This window comes from Rhizobium sp. Rhizsp82 (assembly GCF_047325115.1).
GTDB lineage: Bacteria > Pseudomonadota > Alphaproteobacteria > Rhizobiales > Rhizobiaceae > Rhizobium.
The window spans coordinates 833,338-854,007 of record NZ_CP168571.1; the positions used below are offsets into that span (position 1 = coordinate 833,338).

The 20,670-nt window shown below is 63.5% G+C and carries 17 protein-coding genes; 1 reads left to right on the forward strand and 16 read right to left on the reverse strand.

Annotated features, from left to right (window positions below; all coding sequences use genetic code 11):
* Positions 1-6: 6 nt before the first annotated feature.
* From ACEN84_RS28075 to ACEN84_RS28105, 7 genes are all read right to left on the reverse strand, one after another.
* Complete coding sequence (locus ACEN84_RS28075) at positions 7-699, reverse strand: response regulator transcription factor (RefSeq protein ID WP_112711018.1); 693 nt, start codon at positions 697-699, stop codon at positions 7-9.
* Positions 696-3,404: a DUF4118 domain-containing protein gene (locus tag ACEN84_RS28080; protein ID WP_413712483.1), complete on the reverse strand. Its 2,709-nt coding sequence runs from the start codon at positions 3,402-3,404 to the stop codon at positions 696-698. Before ACEN84_RS28080 ends, ACEN84_RS28075 begins: the two co-directional genes overlap by 4 nt.
* A 211-nt stretch (positions 3,405-3,615) precedes the next feature.
* The gene (gene kdpC / locus ACEN84_RS28085; protein WP_413712484.1) at positions 3,616-4,185 is read right to left on the reverse strand and encodes a potassium-transporting ATPase subunit KdpC; all 570 of its coding nucleotides are present in this window, start codon (positions 4,183-4,185) and stop codon (positions 3,616-3,618) included.
* A 12-nt stretch (positions 4,186-4,197) separates the two neighbouring features.
* Positions 4,198-6,285, reverse strand: coding sequence for a potassium-transporting ATPase subunit KdpB (gene kdpB, locus ACEN84_RS28090; RefSeq protein WP_413712485.1), 2,088 nt, complete (start codon positions 6,283-6,285; stop codon positions 4,198-4,200).
* Positions 6,286-6,330: 45 nt separating this feature from the next.
* Complete coding sequence (locus tag ACEN84_RS28095; RefSeq protein WP_165402700.1) at positions 6,331-6,486, reverse strand: hypothetical protein; 156 nt, start codon at positions 6,484-6,486, stop codon at positions 6,331-6,333.
* Between the two features lie 9 nt (positions 6,487-6,495).
* The gene (kdpA, locus tag ACEN84_RS28100; protein ID WP_413712486.1) at positions 6,496-8,199 is read right to left on the reverse strand and encodes a potassium-transporting ATPase subunit KdpA; all 1,704 of its coding nucleotides are present in this window, start codon (positions 8,197-8,199) and stop codon (positions 6,496-6,498) included.
* A 30-nt stretch (positions 8,200-8,229) separates the two neighbouring features.
* A complete protein-coding gene (locus tag ACEN84_RS28105; protein ID WP_016556800.1) occupies positions 8,230-8,319 on the reverse strand; it encodes a K(+)-transporting ATPase subunit F in 90 nt (29 codons plus the stop codon).
* A 425-nt stretch (positions 8,320-8,744) separates the two neighbouring features.
* Here ACEN84_RS28105 and ACEN84_RS28110 point away from each other — a divergent pair, with 425 nt between their 5' ends.
* Positions 8,745-9,788, forward strand: a complete 1,044-nt coding sequence (locus tag ACEN84_RS28110) for an NAD(P)-dependent alcohol dehydrogenase (protein ID WP_413712487.1) — start codon at positions 8,745-8,747, stop codon at positions 9,786-9,788.
* Between the two features lie 20 nt (positions 9,789-9,808).
* On the opposite strand, the gene ACEN84_RS28115 is transcribed toward ACEN84_RS28110, so the two are convergent.
* From ACEN84_RS28115 to oiaX, 9 genes are all read right to left on the reverse strand, one after another.
* Positions 9,809-11,665: a hypothetical protein gene (locus ACEN84_RS28115; RefSeq protein ID WP_413712488.1), complete on the reverse strand. Its 1,857-nt coding sequence runs from the start codon at positions 11,663-11,665 to the stop codon at positions 9,809-9,811.
* The gene (locus ACEN84_RS28120) at positions 11,662-12,696 is read right to left on the reverse strand and encodes a Gfo/Idh/MocA family protein (RefSeq protein WP_413712489.1); all 1,035 of its coding nucleotides are present in this window, start codon (positions 12,694-12,696) and stop codon (positions 11,662-11,664) included. The genes ACEN84_RS28115 and ACEN84_RS28120 overlap by 4 nt, the downstream gene beginning before the upstream one ends.
* A gap of 1 nt (position 12,697) precedes the next feature.
* Positions 12,698-13,759 (reverse strand): ABC transporter permease, encoded by a 1,062-nt coding sequence (locus ACEN84_RS28125; protein WP_112711011.1) that lies wholly within the window; start codon positions 13,757-13,759, stop codon positions 12,698-12,700.
* Complete coding sequence (locus tag ACEN84_RS28130) at positions 13,756-15,303, reverse strand: sugar ABC transporter ATP-binding protein (protein WP_413712490.1); 1,548 nt, start codon at positions 15,301-15,303, stop codon at positions 13,756-13,758. The genes ACEN84_RS28125 and ACEN84_RS28130 overlap by 4 nt, the downstream gene beginning before the upstream one ends.
* Entirely contained in the window at positions 15,300-15,944 is a 645-nt protein-coding gene (locus tag ACEN84_RS28135; protein ID WP_413712491.1) for a DUF2291 family protein, read from the reverse strand. Before ACEN84_RS28135 ends, ACEN84_RS28130 begins: the two co-directional genes overlap by 4 nt.
* A 78-nt stretch (positions 15,945-16,022) precedes the next feature.
* The gene (locus ACEN84_RS28140) at positions 16,023-16,964 is read right to left on the reverse strand and encodes a D-ribose ABC transporter substrate-binding protein (RefSeq protein ID WP_130281280.1); all 942 of its coding nucleotides are present in this window, start codon (positions 16,962-16,964) and stop codon (positions 16,023-16,025) included.
* A 141-nt stretch (positions 16,965-17,105) separates the two neighbouring features.
* Positions 17,106-17,933, reverse strand: a complete 828-nt coding sequence (locus ACEN84_RS28145; RefSeq protein ID WP_413712492.1) for a phosphogluconate dehydrogenase C-terminal domain-containing protein — start codon at positions 17,931-17,933, stop codon at positions 17,106-17,108.
* Between the two features lie 91 nt (positions 17,934-18,024).
* Positions 18,025-19,356 carry a four-carbon acid sugar kinase family protein gene (locus ACEN84_RS28150; protein WP_413712493.1) on the reverse strand — a complete coding sequence of 444 codons (1,332 nt, stop codon included), beginning with the start codon at positions 19,354-19,356 and terminating at the stop codon, positions 18,025-18,027.
* A 5-nt stretch (positions 19,357-19,361) separates the two neighbouring features.
* Positions 19,362-20,618 (reverse strand): 3-oxo-isoapionate-4-phosphate decarboxylase OiaX, encoded by a 1,257-nt coding sequence (oiaX, locus tag ACEN84_RS28155; RefSeq protein WP_413712507.1) that lies wholly within the window; start codon positions 20,616-20,618, stop codon positions 19,362-19,364.
* Between the last annotated feature and the right edge of the window lie 52 nt (positions 20,619-20,670).

The window sequence follows — 20,670 nt, forward strand, 5'->3', positions numbered from 1 at the left end:
GACCACTCAGTCCGGTTCCCGAAGCCGGTAGCCGACCCCGGTCTCCGTCGTAATATAGTGCGGCTGGTCCGGAACCTGCTCGACCTTTTGCCGCAGCTGCCGCACATAGACGCGCAGATACTGCACATCGGCCGCCGGTCCCCAGACCTGCTTCAGCAGGAACTGGTGGGTCAGCACCTTGCCGGCATGCTGGGCGAGCACGCGCAGGATGTCATACTCCTTCGGCGACAGCTTGATCTCCTTGCCATCGACCTTGACGATGCGCTTGACGATATCGATCGACAGGCCGCCGGTCTGGAAGATCGCCTTTTCGCCCTGCTGCTGCAGCCGGTGGCGGAGTGCGACGCGAATGCGGGCGCCGAGTTCGGCAATGCCGAAGGGTTTCGTCACATAGTCGTCGGCGCCGGTTTCGAGCGCCTTGACGATCCCGGCCTCATCCGTGCGGCTGGAGAGGATGACGACGGGCATGGTCAGCCCATCGTCCCGCCACTCCTGCAGCAGATCGTGACCCGGCGTATCCGGCAGGCCGAGATCGAGAACGACGAGATCCGGCAGGTCGTCGACCACGGATTCGCGCGCGGCCAGCGCATTGGCCGCTTCATGCACTTCATATCCTTGCGCCGTCAGACCGACGCGCAGCAGCTTGCGGATAGGAGGCTCGTCATCGACGACGAGGATCTTGATGGGCGAACCGCTCATTTGAGTTCATCCAGTTTCGGAATGTCGTTGGTTCCCGGAAGCCGGATGGTGAAGACGGCGCCGGAGCGGTCCGTCCCGTTTCCGGCGGTGATTGTGCCGCCCATCGCCTCGATGAAACCACGGCAGATGGAAAGCCCGAGCCCGGTTCCGGCGCGCACCTGGTCGCCTTTGCGGACACGGTAGAACGTATCGAAGATGCGGTTGAGATCGCCTTCGGGAATGCCGGGGCCTTCGTCGGAGATTTCGAGCGCAACGCTGAAGGCATCGGCAGAGCCGCGGATGCGGATCGTCGAACCCTCGGGGGCATATTTGGCGGCGTTGTCGAGCAGATTGAAGAGCACCTGCTCGAAAAGTACGGGATCGACCTTCACCATGGGAAGATCGCCGGGGATGTTCATCTCCGTCCGGTGGCGTTCGAGGATCTTGGCGGCACGGCGCAGCGCGCTTCCGGCGATATCGCCGGCATAGTGCAATGCATAATTCGGCTCCATGGCGCCGGATTCGATCTTGGTCATGTCGAGCAGGTTGGCGATGAAGCGGTTGAGCCGCTCGGATTCGTCGACCACGGTCGAGAGGAGATCGTTGCGGTCTTCCTCCGGCATGGAGCTCAGATAGTCGCGCAGCGTTCCTGCCGCGCCGAGAATGGCCGCGAGCGGCGTCTTCAGGTCGTGCGAGATCGAGGTCAGCAGCGCCGAGCGCAGCCGGTCGGCTTCTGCCGCCAGCTTGGCGCGGTCGACATCGGCGACGAGCTGCACGCGTTCGATGGCGAGTGCCGCCTGATCGGCGAGCGCATCGAGCAGCCGCTGCTGCTCCGGCGTCAGCAGCGGGCCGTCGCGCCGGTCGCTGTCGAGGCCGATGACGCCGACGGCGGTGCGGCCGGTCCGCAACGGCACGTAGAGACGCTTGGCGCCGGGCAGGGTATCGGCGCCGCGCCCGGCCGCGTGATTGTGCTCCCAGGCCCAGCGCGCAGCCGCGATATCGGCGTCATCGAGCGTATCGTCGGGCGGATAGCCGGCCTTGACGGCAATGCCTCCGTCTTCCGGCAGCAGCAGCACGACGCGAACCTTCAGCATCGATGCGATCTGGAAGGCGGTCGCCCAGAGCACGTCGTCAAGCGTGCCGGTTCCGGCAAGCTTCTTGGAGAAGAGATATAGGTCCTCTGTCGTGCGCGCTCTCTGGCGGGCAGCGGCTGCCTGGCGCTGCACTGTTGCCGTCAGGTTCGAGGCGATGATGGCGACACCGAGGAAGAAGAACAGCGCCAGCACGCTCTCGGGGTCGCTGATCGTCAGCGTATAGCGCGGCGGCAGGAAGAAGAAATTGAAGGCGAGGGCGCTGATGATGCAGGTGTAGAGCGCCGGGCGCAGGCCATGGAGAACCGCCGAGGTCAGTACCGCCATCAGGAAGACGAGGGCGAGGTTGCGCACGTCAAGCACCTGATCGAGCACGACGCCAACGCCAAGCGCGATCGCTACATAGCCGGTCGCCAGCACATAGGCGCGCAGGTCGAACAGCGGTGCCGTCGAGGCGGCCTTGATGCCGCGCTGGGCGGTCTGGTCCTTCTCGTTGCCCGATATGACATGGACGCTGATATCGCCCGCCTGGCGGATCAGCTGGTCGGTCGCCGAGGGCTGCAGCCATTCGCGCCATGTCGGCTTCTTCGGTGAGCCGATGACGATGTGGGTGACATTGTTGGCGCTGGCATGCCGCAGCAGCTCTTCGGTGACTTCGCGCCCGGGAAGCGTCAGTGCCTCGCCGCCGAGCTGGCCGGCAAGCCGGAGCGTCGCGGCAATCGTGTCGCGCTGCTCTTCCGAAAGGCTGATCGAGCGGTTCGTCTCGATATAGACGGCCGACCAGGGCGCGCGCAGCCGCGAGGCCATGCGGGCGGCATAGCGCACCAGCGAGGCGGACCGCGGATGATGGTCGATCGAGACGAGCACCCGCTCGCCCGCCGCCCACGGGCCGGGGATGGCATGCGCCTGCATGTGGGTCAGCAGTTGGTCGTCGACGCGCTGCGCGGTCTTGCGCAAGGCGAGCTCGCGGAGCGCCGTCAGGTTGCCCGGCGTGAAATAGTTGGTGAGCGCCCGCTCGGCGGTGCGTGCCACATAGACCTTGCCGTCATGCAGCCGCTTGATCAGGTCGTCAGGGGTCAGGTCGATGATCTCGATATCGTCGGCCATGTCGATGACCGAATCCGGTACTGTCTCGCGCACCCGGATACGGGTGATCTGCGAGACGACATCGTTCAGGCTTTCGACATGCTGGATATTGAGCGTCGTATAGACATCGACGCCGCGGTCGAGCAGCTCCTTGACGTCGAGGTAACGCTTCGGATGGCGGCTGCCCTGGGCATTGGTATGCGCCAGCTCGTCCACGAGAACGAGATCGGGTTTGCGCGCCAGGATGCCGTCAAGATCCATCTCCTCCAGTTCCTGACCGCGATAGGCGACCTTGACGCGGGGGATGATTTCGAAACCGGCCAGCAGCGCCTGGGTTTCCTTGCGCCCATGCGTCTCGACGACGCCGATCACCACATCCATGCCGTCGGCGATCTTGGCGCGGCCGGAGATGAGCATTTCGTAGGTCTTGCCGACGCCGGGGGCGGCGCCGAGGAAGATTTTCAGACGGCCGCGCGTTTCCCGCTCGGCGCGCTCGAGGAGAGCGTCCGGGGATGGTCTGGCATTGGTGTCACGACTGTTGTCGGGCATGCGGGCGGTCTTTCTTTGCTGTCCGCGCAAGCGGCCCCCTCATCCGACCCTTCGGGCCACCTTCTCCCCGTGGGGGAGAAGGGAAGTCCGCGCCGTTGCCGCTCCTCCTCTCCCCTCGGGGGTCCGGAGGACGGGACGGGACCCGTGGCCCGTCCCCGGTGGGTGGCCGAGCGCAGCGGAGGCCGGGTGAGGGGGCTGCTCGCGCCGACATTCATCGTGTCATAGGTGCATCAAGCGCCATATTCAACGCAAGCACATTGACGACAGGCTCACCCAGGAACCCGAGCTCACGCGCCTCGACGGCCGCATCCACCAGCGCCTTGACCTTGACCTCATCCATCCCGCGCGCCTTGGCAACGCGTGCCACCTGGAAATAGGCGGCGTCCGGCGAGATATGCGGATCGAGACCGCTGCCCGAAGCCGTCACAAGGTCAATCGGGACATCGGCGCCGGGATTGCTGGCCTTGGCGGCCTCGTAGTCGGTCTTGACGCGGTCGATCAGCTTCTGGCTGGTCGGGCCGAGGTTCGAGCCGGAGGAGGCGGCGGCGTTGTAGCCGTCGCCGGCGGCCGAGGGGCGGCCGTGGAAATATTTGTCGCTGGTGAAGGCCTGGCCGATCAGCGAGGAGCCAATGACGGTGCCGTCCTTCTCGATCAGGCTGCCGTTGGCCTGTTTCGGGAAAAGCGCCTGGGCGGCCCCCGTCATGGCGATCGGGTAGAGAAGGCCGGTGATTGCCGTGGTGGCGACGATCATGACGATTGCAGGGCGAAGTTCTTTCAACATGGATTGTACTCCTTAAGCGAGACCGATGGCCGTGATGACCATGTCGATCGCCTTGATGCCGATGAACGGGACGACGATGCCGCCGAGGCCGTAGATCAAGAGATTGCGGGAGAGCAGCGCGCCGGCGCCGATCGCCCGGTATTTGACGCCCTTCAGCGACAGCGGGATCAGCGCGACGATGATCAGCGCGTTGAAGATGATCGCCGAGAGAATGGCGCTCTGCGGGGTTGCAAGGCCCATGATGTTCAGGACGCCGAGCTGCGGGTAGAAGGTCAGGAACATCGCCGGGATGATGGCGAAATACTTCGCGATGTCGTTGGCGATAGAGAAGGTCGTCAGCGCGCCGCGGGTCATCAGCAGCTGCTTGCCGATCTCGACGATCTCGATGAGCTTCGTCGGGTCCGAGTCGAGGTCGACCATGTTGCCGGCCTCGCGGGCGGCGACCGTACCGGTATTCATGGCGACACCGACATCGGCCTGGGCCAGCGCCGGGGCGTCGTTGGTGCCGTCGCCGCACATGGCGACGAGCTTGCCCTTGGCCTGCTCCTCGCGGATCAGCGACAGCTTGTTCTCCGGCGTCGCCTGCGCCAGGAAGTCGTCGACACCCGCTTCGGCGGCGATCGCGGCGGCGGTCATCGGGTTGTCGCCGGTGATCATGACTGTGCGGATGCCCATGCGGCGCAGTTCTGCAAAGCGCTCGCGGATGCCGCCCTTGACGATATCCTTCAGCTGGATGACGCCGAGCAGCTTGCCGTCGCGGGCGACTGCAAGCGGCGTGCCGCCGGCCTTGGCGATCTCGTCGGCAATCGATTGCAGCTCGCGGATCACATCCGTCTCAGGACGCAGCGCGATCGCGGCATTGCCGTTCGACGGCGCGTTGTTGGCGCCGACATAGGCGAGCACGGCTTCGACGGCACCCTTGCGGATCGAGGAACCGCCGACATCGACGCCGCTCATGCGGGTCTGCGCTGTGAAGGGGACGAAGGTCGCCTGCAGGCTGCCCATGTCGCGGCCGCGGATCGCATATTTCTCCTTGGCGAGAACGACGATGGAGCGGCCTTCCGGCGTCTCGTCGGCGAGCGAGGCGAGCTGCGCCGCGTCGGCCAGTTCCTGCTCGGTAATGCCGCGGACCGGGCGGAAGCTGGTAGCCTGGCGGTTGCCGAGCGTGATCGTGCCCGTCTTGTCGAGCAGCAGTGTATCGACGTCACCGGCAGCTTCGACGGCGCGGCCGGACATGGCGAGCACGTTGAAGCGCACGAGGCGGTCCATACCGGCAATGCCGATCGCCGAGAGCAGGGCGCCGATCGTGGTCGGGATCAGCGTGACGAAGAGCGCGACCAGCACGATGATCGGGATCGAGCCACCGGCATAGGCCGCAAAGCTCGGGATCGTCGCGGTCGCGAGAACGAAGATCAGCGTCATGCCTGCGAGCAGGATGTTGAGGGCGATCTCGTTCGGCGTCTTCTGGCGCTCGGCACCTTCGACCAGCGCGATCATCCGGTCGATGAAGGTGGAGCCGGCAGCCGCGGTGATGCGGACGCGGATCATATCCGAGAGAACCTGCGTGCCGCCGGTGACGGCCGAGCGGTCGCCGCCGGATTCGCGGATGACCGGGGCGGATTCGCCGGTGATTGCGGCTTCGTTGACCGAGGCGACCCCTTCAACGACTTCGCCATCCGACGGGACGATGTCGCCGGCTTCGACGAGAACGAGATCTCCGACCTTGAGGCTGGTGCCCGGCACCATGCGGTAGCCGGAGCCGTTATTGGCGGTCAGAAGCTTGGCCTGGGTTTCGGTGCGGGCCTTGCGAAGAGAATCCGCCTGCGCCTTGCCGCGGCCTTCGGCGACGGCTTCGGCGAAGTTGGCGAAAAGCACGGTGAACCAGAGCCAGAGATTGATCTGGAACGAGAAGCCGAGATTGCCGCCGCCGGTCGCGACGTCGCGGAGGAAGAGGACGGTGGTCAGCGCTGAAACCGTCGCCACCACGAACATCACCGGGTTCTTGGCCAGGGTGCGCGGGTTGAGCTTGGTAAAGGCGGCGCCGATCGCCGGGATGAGAATGCGACTATCGAGGATACTCGCGGATTTTGCCTGGCTCATAAGAGACTCCAGCTTGAAAGAGTAAGGCGGAACCGGTCTGTCCGGTCAGCCATGAAACAGTCTGAGAACGGCGGCCACGACGAGGATGGCCGCCAGCAGCACAAGGATCGCGTCGGTCGCGCGTAGGGTCTTGCGTGCCCCACGCTCCGGTTGCCCGAAGCGTGGGTGGATCGACTTGCGGAAGGCGTGACGGATGATCATCGGCGCGCCTCAGAAGGTCTGGCCCGCGGTCATCACCAGATGCTCGACGACAGGGCCGAGAGCCAGCGCCGGCATGAAGGTGAGGCCGCCGACGATCAGGATCGTGCCGACGAGCAGGCCGACGAACAGCAGGCCATCGGTCGGGAAGGTGCCGGCGGAGGCCGGAACGGTCTTCTTGGCGACCAGCGAGCCAGCGATCGCAAGGGCAGGGATGATGACCAGGAAGCGGCCCATCAGCATGCCGATGCCGAGTGTCACATTGTACCAGGGCGTGTTGCCGGTCAGGCCGCCGAAGGCGGAGCCGTTATTGGCCGCAGCCGAGGTATAGGCATAGAGGATCTCCGAGAAGCCATGTGGACCCGCCGTGCCGACAGAAGCGACCGCCGAGGGCAGCACGCTGGCGATGGCGACGAAGACCAGCATGGCGAGCGGCAGGCAGAGAATGGCAAGCACGGCCATCTTCATCTCCTTTGCCTCGATCTTCTTGCCGAGATATTCAGGCGTGCGGCCAACCATCAGGCCCGCCACGAAGATGGCGATGATGATGAAGAGGATGATGCCGTAGAAGCCTGCGCCGACACCGCCGACGATGACTTCGCCGAGCTGCATGTTGATCAGCGGGATCAGGCCGCCGAGCGCCGTGAAGGAGCCATGCATGGCATTGACCGCACCGCAGGAGGCCGCCGTGGTGATGACGGCGAAGAGCGATGACATGGCGATGCCGAAGCGGACTTCCTTGCCTTCCATGTTGCCGCCGCCAAGACCGAAGGCGTGCATCAGCGGATTGCCCGCAGCTTCCGCCCAATAGGTGATGGCAACGCCGACGATGAACAGCAGGCCCATCGAGGCAAGGATCGCCCAGCCCTGGCGCTGGTTGCCGACCATCCGGCCGAAGACGTTGGTGAAGGCCGCGCCGATCGCGAAGATCGACAGCATCTGGATCATGTTCGAGATGTTGTCGGGGTTCTCGAAGGGATGGGCGGAATTGGCATTGAAGAAGCCGCCGCCATTGGTGCCGAGCATTTTGATGGCAAGCTGCGAGGCGACCGGGCCGAGCGCGATCGTCTGCTTGGCGCCTTCGAGCGTCGCCGCATCGACATAGGGGCCAAGCGTCTGGGGAACGCCGAGCCAGACATAGATGAACGTCAGCACGATGCAGAAGGGCAGCAGGATGTAGAGCGTGGCGCGGATCATATCGACCCAGAAATTGCCGATCGCTTTGCCCGAAGCGCGCGAGAAGGCGCGGATCAGGCCCATGGCAATCGCCATGCCGGTTGCCGCGGACACGAAGTTCTGCACCGTGAAGCCCATCATCTGCGTGAGATAGGACATGGTGCTTTCGCCGCCGTAGTTCTGCCAGTTGGTGTTGGTGACGAAGCTGACGGCGCTGTTGAAGGACAGCTCCGGCCCGACGGCCGCCATCCCCGCGGGATTATAAGGCAGGACCGCCTGCAGCCGCATCAGTGCATAGAGGACGAGAACGCCGAAGAGGTTGAAGAGCAGCATCGCGAATGTATAGGAGGTCCAATGCTGTTCCTCACGGTCGCTGGTGCCGGCAAGCGCGTAAAGTCCCCGTTCCACCGGAACGAGGACGGGTGAGAGGAGTGTGCGCTCGCCCGAGAAGACGCGCGTCATGTAGCCGCCGAGCGGTTTGACGAGCGCAATGAGGATCCCGCAGAAGACGAGGATCTGTAGCCATCCGTTGAGTGTCATGGGAGGAACTTTCGAGTACCCGGCAGCTGATCAGAAGCGCTCGGGTCGGATAAGGGCGTAGGTGAGATAGACGGTGAGGAACACGGTCACGGCGCCGCTCAGGATATAGTCGAGGGTCATAGCCATCTCTCCCCTGTCACAGCCGGTCGCAGGCGCGCGTATAGGCAAAGCACAGTCCGAAAAAGACGATCGCAGTGCCGAGCAAAATGAGATCCATCATCGATGTTGACTCCTGATGTTCTGGTTGGAGTCAGACAAGACAAGGGCGCCAATCCGGGGGATCGGCACCTTTAGACTTTCTGGCATGGAGACGATCTTGCGATCTCTCGGGCCTGAATATCTGCCGATGCGCATAAAGGTTCGAGACGCGCGTGAAGGCGCCGATATAAAAATCTTATAAATGCCTTTATACGGTGAGACGTGAGCATTTCATCGATTGATGAGCAAAAGCTGAATTGCGGCGATTGAAATCCGCGCGGCCGCAGTCTTATAGTCTGCACCAACGGCGCGGTTGAATCGTAAGCGCCACAGGGAAGGAAACTGCCATGACCAAAGTCCGTGCTCTCGTTCTGGAGCGCCAGCATGAGCTCGCGCTTCGCGATATCGATCTGCCGATGGACACCGGGCGCGGTCAGGTGAAGATCAAGATCCATACGGTCGGCGTCTGCGGTTCCGACGTCCACTATTACACGCATGGCAAGATCGGCCCCTTCGTTGTCAACGAGCCGATGGTGCTTGGCCATGAGGCGGCGGGGACGGTCATCGAGGTCGGTGAAGGCGTCACGCATCTGAAGGTCGGAGACCGCGTATGCATGGAGCCCGGCATTCCCGATCCGAACTCCAAGGCGAGCCGCCTCGGCATGTATAATGTCGATCCGGCCGTGACCTTCTGGGCGACGCCGCCGGTTCATGGCGTCCTGACGCCCGAAGTCGTCCACCCCGCAAACTATACGTTCAAGCTGCCTGACAATGTCAGCTTCGCGGAGGGCGCGATGGTCGAGCCCTTCGCCGTCGGCATGCAGGCGGCTTCGAAGGCGAAGATTGCGCCGGGCGACACCGCTGTCGTCCTCGGCGCCGGACCGATCGGCACGATGGTGGCGATTGCGGCACTTGCTGGCGGTTGCTCGCGCGCCATCGTCGCCGATCTGGCGCAGCCGAAACTCGATATCGCCGCGCAGTATCAGGGCGTCATTCCGGTCAATATCCGCGAGAAGAACCTTGCCGAGGAAGTCGCGCGGCTGACGGATGGCTGGGGTGCCGATGTGATCTTCGAATGCTCCGGCTCGCCGAAGGCCTGGGAAACGATCATGGACCTGCCACGCCCGGGCGGCGTCATCGTCGCCGTCGGCCTGCCGGTCAATCCAGTGGGTTTCGACATTTCGACCGCCTCGACCAAGGAAATCCGCATCGAGACAGTCTTCCGCTATGCGCATCAGTATGAGCGCTCGATCGCGCTGCTCGGCTCCGGCCGTGTCGACCTGAAGCCGCTGATCTCGGAAACCTTCACCTTCGAAGATTCCATCAAGGCCTTCGACCGCGCCGTCGAGGCGCGCCCTGACGATGTGAAGCTGCAGATCGTTCTCGGCTGAACGTGAAGCCGGCGGATTGCTCAGCCGTTCGCCGGAAACTCCACGATCGCGGTGCCATAAGGCGCGAGCACAACAGCGACGCCTTCGGCGACGGTCGCGGAGATATCGACGCTCAATTCCTGAGGCGTGATGTTCACGAGGCAAAGGGCGTTGCCCGCGGCCTTCTCGACGGTGAAGCCGAGAACCTGTGATGGTGCTGATGACTGGCATTCATGCCAGCGAAGCCCGGCCATGCCGGCAAGTGCCTTGACCGTGTGAAACAGCGGACGAACGGCGCCCGGTTCCGAAGGCTCGTTCTCGCCGGCGATCAGGCCGAATGGTCCTGTTAGCGCCGAAAGCGTCAGGCATTCGAGATCCGCATCAATCACCTGCGCCGCATAGGCGAGCGCAAAGGCTTCGGCGAAGCGGCCATTGTGGCGCGGATCGGTATTGGCCATTGGAATGCGCTTGCCGCCGGGATTGTCCATCGTCCGGCTGCCATAGGGGTTCTGGCGCATCGGGATGGTCGAGGGGCCGATGCGATAGGGTTTGTCGTCATAGATCGCACGCACCGAGCGGGTGATGAAGGGCAGCGCTTCCAGCGTCTGCATGACGCTCAGATCGTCGGCCGCATGGACGATCGGGTTGGTACAATGGGTAATGAAATCGAGATTTTCGGGCGGCACGCGCTTGCGGTTCAGCTCGGTGAAATAGCTGAGCATGCCGCCGCCGAGCCGGGCTTTCGGGAAGGCAGCGAGTGCCGCGGCATAGACCTCTTCCAGCGGCGGGCATTCCGGCCACTTGCTGCCGGGCGGGGTCGACTGGCGATCCACGGCTGGCGAGACGACGACGGCATCGGGGGAGAAACCGGCCGCCGCCATCTCAGCCGCGATCGCGGCAGCTTCTTCTGCCGGTGACGCCTTGCAGGGCAGGGCGATTTCCAGCGCCGTGCTGCCGCGATGGATCTTTGTCAGCGCCGCGAAATCGGCGAAAGCCGCGGCGCCGTGGCCCGCGAGCGGATCGAAATGAAATAGCAGTTCCTGCGGGCCGATTTCGGCGAGGCGCGATGCTGCCGCGAGTGTTGATTTAGCCTCTACGGGTGTCACGATCAGGCCGATCGAGGGCATCACTCCGGTCTTCGTGCCCTGGGCAATGGTCACCGATTTCGCCTCGGCGATCTGTGCCGCGACACGCGGCCTGCTGTCGCTGATCGACAGGACAATCCGTTGTGTCTGCCGCTCGTTTGCGGGGATCTGGTAGGGCCAGGGCAAGGCGAGCGGACGCACGTAAGTCTTGTAGGAGGCGTCGGACCAGTTGCGCTGGTCCTCCATCTCGAATGTATCGCCTTCCATCAGGCACTTGGCGCTGACGCCGGGCATGACCGTATGGCTGATCGCCCGCATGTCCATGAACGGCTGCCAGGGGTCGATCTGATCCGGGAAGCGGGTCTCGACAATACGGCCATCGACATGCTCGACACTTGCCGGCGTGCCCGCGATACCGACGATCGGGTGCAGGATGCAGAAGCCGCAGCGGTTGGTTTCAAAGCCGCTTGGTGACAAGGCTTCGGCAGCAAAGGTCAGCTCGCTCTCCCTTGCCTCGATCTGCACGGCAATCGCCAACCTGCTGGCATCGGGGCCGTCGCAATGGGCGGTGTAGCCGATCGAGAAACTCTCGCCATCCTGCTTGGCGGCTAGATTGTCGATCCGCGGGCTGTAGGTGCCCCAGTCGCGGTCACGCACCAGATAGGAGATCGCCCGGAGCACCTCGATCCCATCATAGCGGATGGTGCGAAGGTTGCCATTTGCCAGGTCGGCGGTGAGCCGCCCGGCCGTCAGCGTGACGGGACGCTCTTCGGCCTCATGCGTTCCATAGAGGGCGAAGGCGTCGGTCGTCATTTCAGCATGGCCTCCACATCGACGGTCTTGCCGGTCGCAGCACTTTCATAGGCGGCCTCGACAAGCGCGAAGGTCTTGAGATTGTCGGCCCCCGATGTCGCGGGCTCGCCGCCGTTCTTCAGCCGCTCGACCCAATGATCCTGGATCGCGTAGACGCTTTCCTGAATGTTGTGCCAGGGACGCGAGGCCCAGGAAAGCAGCTGCGGTGAAGCGTCGGAGACGACCGTGCCTGCTGCATTGGTGACCTCAAGCCGATAGCCGGCGGAAAGCCGGATCGTACCCTCGCTGCCGTCGAGCTCGATCAGCGTCTCGGGAAAGGGTTCGGTGCCGAGCTTGGTGGCGTAGCTGACATCGACAACGGAGGTCGCGCCGCTCTCGTGATCGAGAAGGATCGTCGCGACGTCCTCGCCCTTGATCTTCGGGTTGACCCGCTTGGTCCGCGCCGTCAACGTCCTGACGTCGCCGAGGATGAAGCGGGCGATATCCAGCGTATGGATGCCGAGATCCTCGATGATGAAGCGTTCGCCCTCGGCGAGATAGGGTTGGCCGGAGAAGACGTCATAGCCGGAGCGGAAGGAGAAGCGACCCCAGAACGGCGTGCCGATCGCCTTGCTGTCGAGAAGGCGGCGCACCGCCTGGATAGGCGTCTGCCAGCGGAAATTCTCGTGCACCATCAGCGGGATACCGGCCTCGCGGCAGGCCGCTACCATCGCCTTGGCGTCCGCCAGCGACAGCGCGAAAGGCTTCTGGCAGATGACGGGTACCTTGTGCCTTGCTGCCATCTCGACCAGCGGCCGGTGGCTCGGAACGGTCGTTGCGATATCGACGAAATCGAAGCCGCCGGCGGCGAAGAGTTCGGCCGCATCGGCATAGCGGCGCTCGATGCCAAACTGGTCGCCGACCGCCTTCAGCCGGGCCGGATCGCGGTCGCAGATCGCCACGATCGCGGCGCCCTCGACATCGCGCCATGCATGCATCTGGTTGACTGCGAAAAAGCCGCAGCCGATCAGGGCACCCTTCAATCCGGTCATATCAACCTGCCTTTGCCATCTGCATGAGGGTAACACGCTGCTGCAGGCGGCGCTGTGCCTGGTCGACGACGACGGCGATGATGATGACGAGGCCCTTGATGACCATCTGCCAGAAGGACGACACGCCCATCATCACAAGTCCGTCCGACAGGATGCCGATGACGAAGGCGCCGATGATTGTGCCGCCGATCGTGCCGCGCCCGCCCGACATCGAGGTGCCGCCGAGAACAGCTGCCGCAATGGCGTTCAGTTCGAAGCTTTCGCCGGTCGCCGGATGCGCTGCCATCAGTTCGGAGGAGATGACGACCCCGACGATCGCGGCGCACAGGCCGGAGAACATGTAGACGAAGATCTTCACGAGATCGACCCGGATGCCCGACATGCGCGCTGCCCGTTCATTGCCGCCGACCGCGAAGATGTGGCGGCCGATGGGCGTGGAGCGTGCGACGTAGGATGCCACGAGCGCCAGGACGATCAGGATCCAGATCGATACCGGCAGGCCGAGAATGCGGCCGGCGCCGAAGAAATCGAATCCCGTCGTCGCATATTCGGGACGGCCGACGAGGTTCGGGAAGGTCTGGCCGTCGGAGGAGAGCAGCGCCAGGCCGCGGGCGATATAGAGCGTGCCGAGCGTCGCAATGAAGGGCGCGACATTGAGCTTGGTGATCAGCAGGCCGTTGATCAGGCCGATGATGAGGCCGACGGCGAGCGTGATCAGCACGATTTCGAAGAGGTTGAAGAAGATCGTGTAACCGATCGGCAGTTCGATGCCATAGAGGATCAGGCCACCGGCGACCATGCCGCAGAGGCCGACGATCGAGCCGACCGAAAGGTCGATGCCACCGGTGATGATGACGAAGGTCATGCCCATGGCGAGGAAGGCGTTCAGCGCCACGTGCTTCGACATCAGGATCATGTTCGCAGTCGAGGTGAAGTTCGGCGCGAAGATTGCAAAGAAGATGATGACGGCAAAGAGCGCGATGAAGGTTCTGAGCTTCATCAGCGTCAGAAGTGCGGAGCCGTTGGCGCCCTTTGGCGCGAGTGTCGTTGTTGCCGCCGTCATGACGCGATTTTCCCCTGGTGTCCGTGTCCCTTGGCCGAAGCCGCGATAATGGCATCTTCCGTCGCTTCGTCGCGGTCGAAGACCGCGATCAGCCGGCCGTTGCTCAAGACGGCGATGCGATCGGAAAGCGCCATGACCTCTTCGAGGTCAGAAGTCGAAAACAGGATGGCGAGCCCGTTGGCTGCCAGCCGCCGCATGGTTCTGAAGACATCGGCCTTGGCGCCGACATCGATACCGCGGCTTGGTTCGTCCATCAGCAGCACTTTCGGATTGGTCATCAGCGCCTTGCCGATGACGACCTTCTGCTGGTTGCCGCCCGACATCGAGGTGACCTCGAAATCCGGATTCGGCGCCTTGATCGAGAGATCCTTGATCGCCTCGGCGATGGCATTCCTCTCGGCAGCCGCGCTGATATGGAAGAAGCGGGCGAAGCGGCCCAAACTCGCAAGCGTCAGATTGCTGGCGATCGACAGAACCTGGACGAGCCCCTCGCGCTGGCGATCCTCAGGGATCAGCGCCAGGCCGCGGCGGATGCGGCGCGTCGTATCGCGGGCACGCACTTCCTCGCCGTCGATAAAGATCTTACCGGTGGAATGCATGTGGCGGCCGATGACGCATTCGAAGAATTCGCTGCGTCCGGCACCCATCAGGCCGTAGATACCGAGAATTTCGCCCGATTTGACCGAGAGCGAGACGTGATCGACCGCGAGCCCGCCTGTCGGGCGCGGTAGCGAGATGTCCTCGGCGCGGAACATCTCCTTGCCGACGGTGTGATTGACCGACTTGGCAAAATCCTTGGCGTCAGACCCGATCATCGAGCGGACGATCCAGCGGGTGTCGATATCCTTGACCATCGCCTGGCCGGTGATCTGGCCGTCGCGCAGAACGGTGATGTAGTCGCCGATCCGCATCAGCTCTTCGAGGCGGTGGGAGATGTAGACGATCGCCACACCCTGTGCCTTCAGCTCGGCGATGACCTTGAAGAGAATCTCGACTTCGGCCGCCGAAAGCGCCGAGGTCGGCTCGTCCATGATCAGGATGCGGGCGTCGAGCGACATCGCCTTGGCGATCTCGACCAGCTGTTGCTGGCCGATCGGCAGATCTTCGACCATGGTCTCGGCGTCGATCCCGGCGTCGAGGCGCTTCAGGAAGCCGTTGGCCTTCTCCACCTGCGCCTTGTGATCGATGCCGAGCACACCGCGGGTGATCTCGCGGGTCGCGAAGATGTTTTCGGCGACCGTCATGTTGGCGAAGAGGTTGAGCTCCTGGAAGATCATGCCGATGCCATGCGCCTGCGCATCGGCCGGGCTGTCGAAGGAGACCTGTTCGCCATCGAGGATGATCTTGCCGAGCGTCGGGCGCTCGACACCGGCGATGATCTTCATCAGCGTCGACTTGCCGGCGCCGTTTTCACCGACGAGCACATTGACCGCGCCACGGCGCAATTCGAGATTGGCGCGCTTGACGGCGACGATACCCGAATAGACCTTCGAGACGTCGTCGAGGCGCAGGATGATATCGTTCTTGGAGGCCTCATCCGTCATGGCGCCACCGTCAGTTCCGAGGGAGTGACCAGCGGCAGGTCACTACCGGATGGCAGCGGGAAGGCACCGACGACTGTTACGGTCTTGCCGGTGATGCCGTCACGCGGAATGGCCGAGAGGAAGGCGGTATTGGCCTTCTCGTTGAAGGCCTTGCCGAACTGGGCCCATTCGATCTGGTTCTTGAATTCGTTGAAATTGACGAAGTCCAGCGTGTCGCGCAGCGCAGTGCCGCGCAGTGCCGGGCCGATCTGCACTTTTGCATCGGGCTTGCCGTCGCCATCGACGTCGACGTCGAGCGTTGCGGCGCGCGACTGCGTATCGGCAGCCACGACCTTGCCGGTGAATTTAACAGCATAGGTCCACGGCGAGCTCGCCTGCTTCTTCGGATTACCGTATTTCTCGCCGGCCTGATCGGCACCGGCAGCGACAGCCGCCACGACATCCTTCAGCTCACCGGCGCGCTTTTCGAAATAGGGCACCGCCTGCGACTGCCAGATCGCGTCGACCTTGGCATTCGGATCGAATGCATCCTTTGCAGCCGCCGCGGCCTTTTCCTCGGCAGTCGGCGTCTTGATGATCTTGCAGCCAGGCAAAGCCGCCGCCACGAGAGCGGCGATCAGGGCGCCCCTGATCCTCAACATGCTGTGAACCTCGAATTTCTTGAAATAGCTTGCAGAGGGTGCGGTTTCCCGGACCCTCTGCGGTGTGCTCTATACCGGTTACTTCGAGATCGCGAAGGTTTCGAGCTTGGAAGCGTTGTCAGCGTTGATGAGAACGCAATCCATCAGCTGCTTTTCTTCCTTCGGCGTCGTCTTGTTCTTGATGTAGGCGTCAGCCTGCTCGACGGCCATCTGTGCCTGAGCGTATGCCGGCTGCAGAACGGTCGCCTTGATGCCGCCTGCCTTGATGGAGTCGCGAACGTCGTTCGAGCCGTCGAAGCCGACGACGATCACGTCCTTGCGGCCGGCAGCCTGCAGAGCGGCAATCGCGCCCATGGCCATCGTGTCGTTGCCGGAGATGACGCCCTTGATATCGGGGTTGGCCTGGAGGATGGTTTCCATCTTGGCATAGGCTTCCGTCTGGCTCCAGTTGGCCGACTGCTTGGCAACCGACTTCAGATCCGGATAGTCGTCGATTACGTCATGATAGCCCTGCGAGCGGATGCCGGCATTGGTGTCGGATTCCTTGCCGACGAGCTCGACATAGTTGCCCTTCTCGCCCATCAGCTTGACGAATTCCTGCGCGCCGAGCTGGGCGCCCTGGTAGTTGTTTGACACGATCTGGGCGACGGCAACGCCGGTGGCGTTGATTTCGCGGTCGATGAGGAAGGACGGGATACCGGCGTCCTTGGCCTTCTTGACGGCAGCAACGGACGCGTCGGCACCGGCGTTGTCGAGGATGATGGCCTTCGCGCCGCGGCCGATCGCCGTGTCGATCATTTCCGACTGCTTGTTGGCATCGTCGTCATGGGTCATGACGAGGGCTTCGTAGCCGAGTTCCTTGGCCTTGGCTTCGGCGCCGACTGCTTCAGCCTTGAAGAACGGGTTGTCATGGGCCGGCGTGATGATGGCGATCAGGTCTGCCGAAAATGCCGGCATGGCAACGCCGAGCGAAAGGGCGCCGGCGAAGGCAGCAAGGGTCAGTCTACGTGTAAAAGTCATGGTTTCTCCTCCCGAGTTTGACGCATGGGCCGGACCACCCCGGCCCGACCAGAATTCATGCGATATTCCATTGCCGGACCGTCTCTTGGACTCCCCACCGGGCCGGCGATGCGGCAAGACCTGCGCCTTGCCACAGCATTGTCAGGTGATGCGCCGGATGCTTTCGGCGATCTCCTGAGGTTCGAAGACCTTCTTCCAGTCGTCGCGCATCAGCGCGGGGATGCCGAACTCGATCGCCTTGTTGCAGGCATCCGAGAACACGCCGTCGACTTCCTTGAAGATGACGGCGCCGAGCACGTTCATGTGGCCGAGCAGGAAGTCGCGGGCGGCTTCCGCCGGTACGCCGCGGGCAACGCACTCATCCATGGCCTGGCGCATGACGACGAGCAGCGAGGCGCAGACGGTTTCCGAAAGGCCCGGCTCCAGCATCGCCATCTGATCGACGGTGACGCGGTGCGAGCGCATGACCGGCGCCCAGATGACCTTGGCGATTTCTTCGCCGAGCGCATAGGCGCTTTCCGGCCCCTGCATCAGCGCCGAGACGATGTGCTGCTTGGCGAACAGGCCGCCGAAGTGGTCCTTCTTCGCCTGCATATCCGTCTCGTCGTTGAAGATCGGCGGATGGCAGGGATGGGTGACGAAATAGGTGAGATCGGCGCGCTCCGGCAGATGTCCGGCGAAGGGGGCGGCGGCGTCGAGAGCGATGACCATCGTGCCCGGCTTCAGCTTGTCGACGATACCGGCTGCGACCTTGCCGATCGCCGTATCGGGAACCGCGAGGATGACGACCTCGGCACCGGCAAGACCTTCATCGGCACCGACGCAATCGATACCGAGATCGTTCTTGAGGCGTGCCTTGCCGGCGTCGCTGACCTCCACATGGCGGACATCGAAGCGGGAACCTTTGAGATTTTTGGCGAGCCGGTAGCCCATTTTGCCACCAGCGCCGAAGAGGGCAATTGCAGTCATGTTTCCTCGCCTTTCGATTTTTCTATCAGCTAACGCAACTGGTATGATGAGTCAATCACTATAGCAGTTGATATCAATATTTCCCTGGCCGTCAGGCCCTGCGTCCATCGCGAATCTGTGCGAAATAACCGTCCGAGCCGACCTGGCCGCCCTTGAGGGCGATCTGCAGGCCGTTGGTCGGGGCATAGGAACCGTGCGCCGTGCAGAGTGGCGAGCCCGGCGTCTGCGGCAAGGGCAGCAGCGTCGTCAGCGCCTCGACGCGTAGTTCGCTCAGCGCATGGCTCGACGTATCGCCACCGGCGATGACGGCGCGCGTCAGCTTTTCGGCCTCCACGAGACGGCGCAGGATGATGCCGAGGCGGATGCCCAGGCGATGGCGCGCTTCGGGGATACGGTCGATCTCGGTGCCGCGATCGGCCGAGGGGCCAAGAGCGGTGTGCAGGATGACGCTGTGGCCGGATTTCAGCGCCGATAGGCCGGAAGCAACAGCACTTTCGATCGCCGCATCGCCGCTTTCGCCAACCAGAGCCAGCGGGTCGACGGGAATGGCGTCGAAGCCGTTCTCCGTCGCGTTGCGGATCTGCCGTTCCGTCGTCGGCGAGACACTGCCGGAGACGACGGCAAGACGCTTCACCGCACCGGGGAGGGGAAACTCGACCTTGCCCGATGTCAGCCCTTCGCGTTCCCAGGCATGGAGCAGGGCGTATTGAATGCCCGACGATCCCGCAACGAAGAGGCCGCGATCGCCGCGCAGGCGCCAGACCTGCTCTCCGGCAATCGCCTGCGAAGCCGGCCCATCGACATCGACAAGCAGGATGCCGGGTTTGTCGGCGAGCAGCGCATCGATACCGGCGGCGGCGTCCCCGGCCGTCATGGCCAGATCGGCGAGCCGGATCGGCAAACCGGTCTGCGCCGCAAGATGGATCGTCAGATCCGCCTCGGCCATCGGCGTGACCGGGTGACGGCTCATCACCGGGTGGCGGTCGATGCGGTAGACCTTGCCCTGATAGGCGGCGAAGAGATGCCCGAAGGCTGTATAGCGCTTCAGCTGCGGCGCGCCGACGATGACGGGCACGCAGTCCTGCGCAAAAGTCTCACGGCCGATCTCGATCGCCTTGCCGATATTGCCGATTGCAGGGCTGGAATCGAAGGTCGAGCAGACCTTGTAGTGGCAGATCGCGGCGTCGAGGCTTTTCAGCCAGGCAAAGGCGGGGCCGAGATTATCGGACATCCATTGCGGTGTCTGGCTGCGGCTGGTCCCGGCGATGCCGATTGCGCGGCAATCGGAAAACTTGGCAAGCGCTTCCGCACTCGGAATACCCAGGAACAGGGCCGTCTTCACCCCGTTCGAGGCCAGCGCCTCCATGACATCGGTGGAGCCGGTGAAATCGTCGCCGTAATAGCTGAGGAGCAGCTTGCTCATGGCTCTCACGCGCCCTTGCCATCGGCGAATTTGGCAATCGATGCGGCGAGTTCCGGATGGTCCTTGGCGTAGACATCGAGCGGGATATCGGCGACCGCCGCCTGCCAGGCCTGCTGCACGGCGCGCACGCCGGCTGCCGGTCCGCCCGGGTGGCTGACGATGCCGCCGCCGCAGAGATAGAGAAGGTCGGTCGTGCGGCCCGTCCGCTGGTAGGTTTCCGGTGCCTGGCCGCCCCACTGGCCGGAACCGGCGACAGGAAGCGGGCAATCGGCGGCGTCGAAAAGTGGCGTGCTGACGGCTTTGAAGGAGGCGACGAAGCTCTCGTCCGGCTCCCAATATTTCACGCGGATGCCGTTGATCTGGAACTGGTCGACGCCGAGTAGGCGCCAGAACTGCTGGTAAACCCTGAAATCCATGCCGGTCGCCGGGTTGCGGGTCAGGATATCCCAGCCGTTGCGATGCGCATGCAGCACCAGGCCGGAGCGCTTGCGCAGGAAGCTCATGCCGCCAAAGCCGATCGAGTTGATGTTGACGACGGCGCAATTGCCGCCGGCCTTCAGCACGAGGTCGTGGTTGCGCATCATCTCGTCTGGATCGGCATGCGAGATGCCGAAGGCATACATGACCTTCTTGCCGGTCTTCTGCTCATGATCGAGGATCAGCGGCATGATCGCCTCGACGCGATCCTTGAGCGGCGAATAGGCCGGGCTCATCAGCTTCTCGTCGTCCTTGATGAAATCGACGCCCGACTGGATCAGTTCGCCGACGAGTTCCGCCGTTTCATGCGGCCGCAGCCCGAGCGCCGGCTTGACGATCGTGCCGATGATCGGCCGGCCCTCGACGCCGGTCAGCCTGCGGCTGCCGGGAATGCCGAATTGCGGGCCGGGATGCGCGCCCTTGAATTCTGGGGGAAGCTTCAGATCGACGATGCGGATGCCGGTCATGCCCTTGATCGAATAGACGCCGCCGATCGCGATCGTCATCAGCGCCGAGAGATCGGTGCCGATCGCATCGAGCGGGAAGGCGATATCGACATCGGCGCGCTTGAGCGGCCCGTGGCCTTCGGCAACCTCGGGCCAGCCCGGCGCCTTCGCATCCTCAAGCGGGCGAATCGCCAGCACCCGGGCCGCGACCCGCGCCTTCAGCTCCTCGGTCTCGCCGGGAACCGGAACGAAGGTGCCCGTCGACTGGTCGCTGGCGATCTTCTCCGCCATGGCCTCGATGCTGCCAGGGGTTTCGATACGGTAGGTCAGGGTGATCATGCTCACGTCAGTAATGCTCCTCCGGCCAAGACCAGCATCTTGGCGCCACTCA

Bases quoted from the DNA above. Each gene is read 5' to 3' on its own strand.
- ACEN84_RS28125 (WP_112711011.1), bottom strand. From the start codon at position 13,759: ATGACGGCGGCAACAACGACACTCGCGCCAAAGGGCGCCAACGGCTCC.
- ACEN84_RS28115 (WP_413712488.1), bottom strand. From the start codon at position 11,665: ATGACGACCGACGCCTTCGCCCTCTATGGAACGCATGAGGCCGAAGAG.
- ACEN84_RS28110 (WP_413712487.1), top strand. From the start codon at position 8,745: ATGACCAAAGTCCGTGCTCTCGTTCTGGAGCGCCAGCATGAGCTCGCG.
- ACEN84_RS28140 (WP_130281280.1), bottom strand. From the start codon at position 16,964: ATGACTTTTACACGTAGACTGACCCTTGCTGCCTTCGCCGGCGCCCTT.
- ACEN84_RS28120 (WP_413712489.1), bottom strand. From the start codon at position 12,696: ATGACCGGATTGAAGGGTGCCCTGATCGGCTGCGGCTTTTTCGCAGTC.
- ACEN84_RS28075 (WP_112711018.1), bottom strand. From the start codon at position 699: ATGAGCGGTTCGCCCATCAAGATCCTCGTCGTCGATGACGAGCCTCCT.
- kdpC (WP_413712484.1), bottom strand. From the start codon at position 4,185: ATGTTGAAAGAACTTCGCCCTGCAATCGTCATGATCGTCGCCACCACG.
- ACEN84_RS28080 (WP_413712483.1), bottom strand. From the start codon at position 3,404: ATGCCCGACAACAGTCGTGACACCAATGCCAGACCATCCCCGGACGCT.
- ACEN84_RS28130 (WP_413712490.1), bottom strand. From the start codon at position 15,303: ATGACGGATGAGGCCTCCAAGAACGATATCATCCTGCGCCTCGACGAC.
- ACEN84_RS28105 (WP_016556800.1), bottom strand. From the start codon at position 8,319: ATGACCCTCGACTATATCCTGAGCGGCGCCGTGACCGTGTTCCTCACC.
- kdpB (WP_413712485.1), bottom strand. From the start codon at position 6,285: ATGAGCCAGGCAAAATCCGCGAGTATCCTCGATAGTCGCATTCTCATC.
- kdpA (WP_413712486.1), bottom strand. From the start codon at position 8,199: ATGACACTCAACGGATGGCTACAGATCCTCGTCTTCTGCGGGATCCTC.
- oiaX (WP_413712507.1), bottom strand. From the start codon at position 20,618: ATGATCACCCTGACCTACCGTATCGAAACCCCTGGCAGCATCGAGGCC.
- ACEN84_RS28135 (WP_413712491.1), bottom strand. From the start codon at position 15,944: ATGTTGAGGATCAGGGGCGCCCTGATCGCCGCTCTCGTGGCGGCGGCT.
- ACEN84_RS28150 (WP_413712493.1), bottom strand. From the start codon at position 19,356: ATGAGCAAGCTGCTCCTCAGCTATTACGGCGACGATTTCACCGGCTCC.
- ACEN84_RS28095 (WP_165402700.1), bottom strand. From the start codon at position 6,486: ATGATCATCCGTCACGCCTTCCGCAAGTCGATCCACCCACGCTTCGGG.
- ACEN84_RS28145 (WP_413712492.1), bottom strand. From the start codon at position 17,933: ATGACTGCAATTGCCCTCTTCGGCGCTGGTGGCAAAATGGGCTACCGG.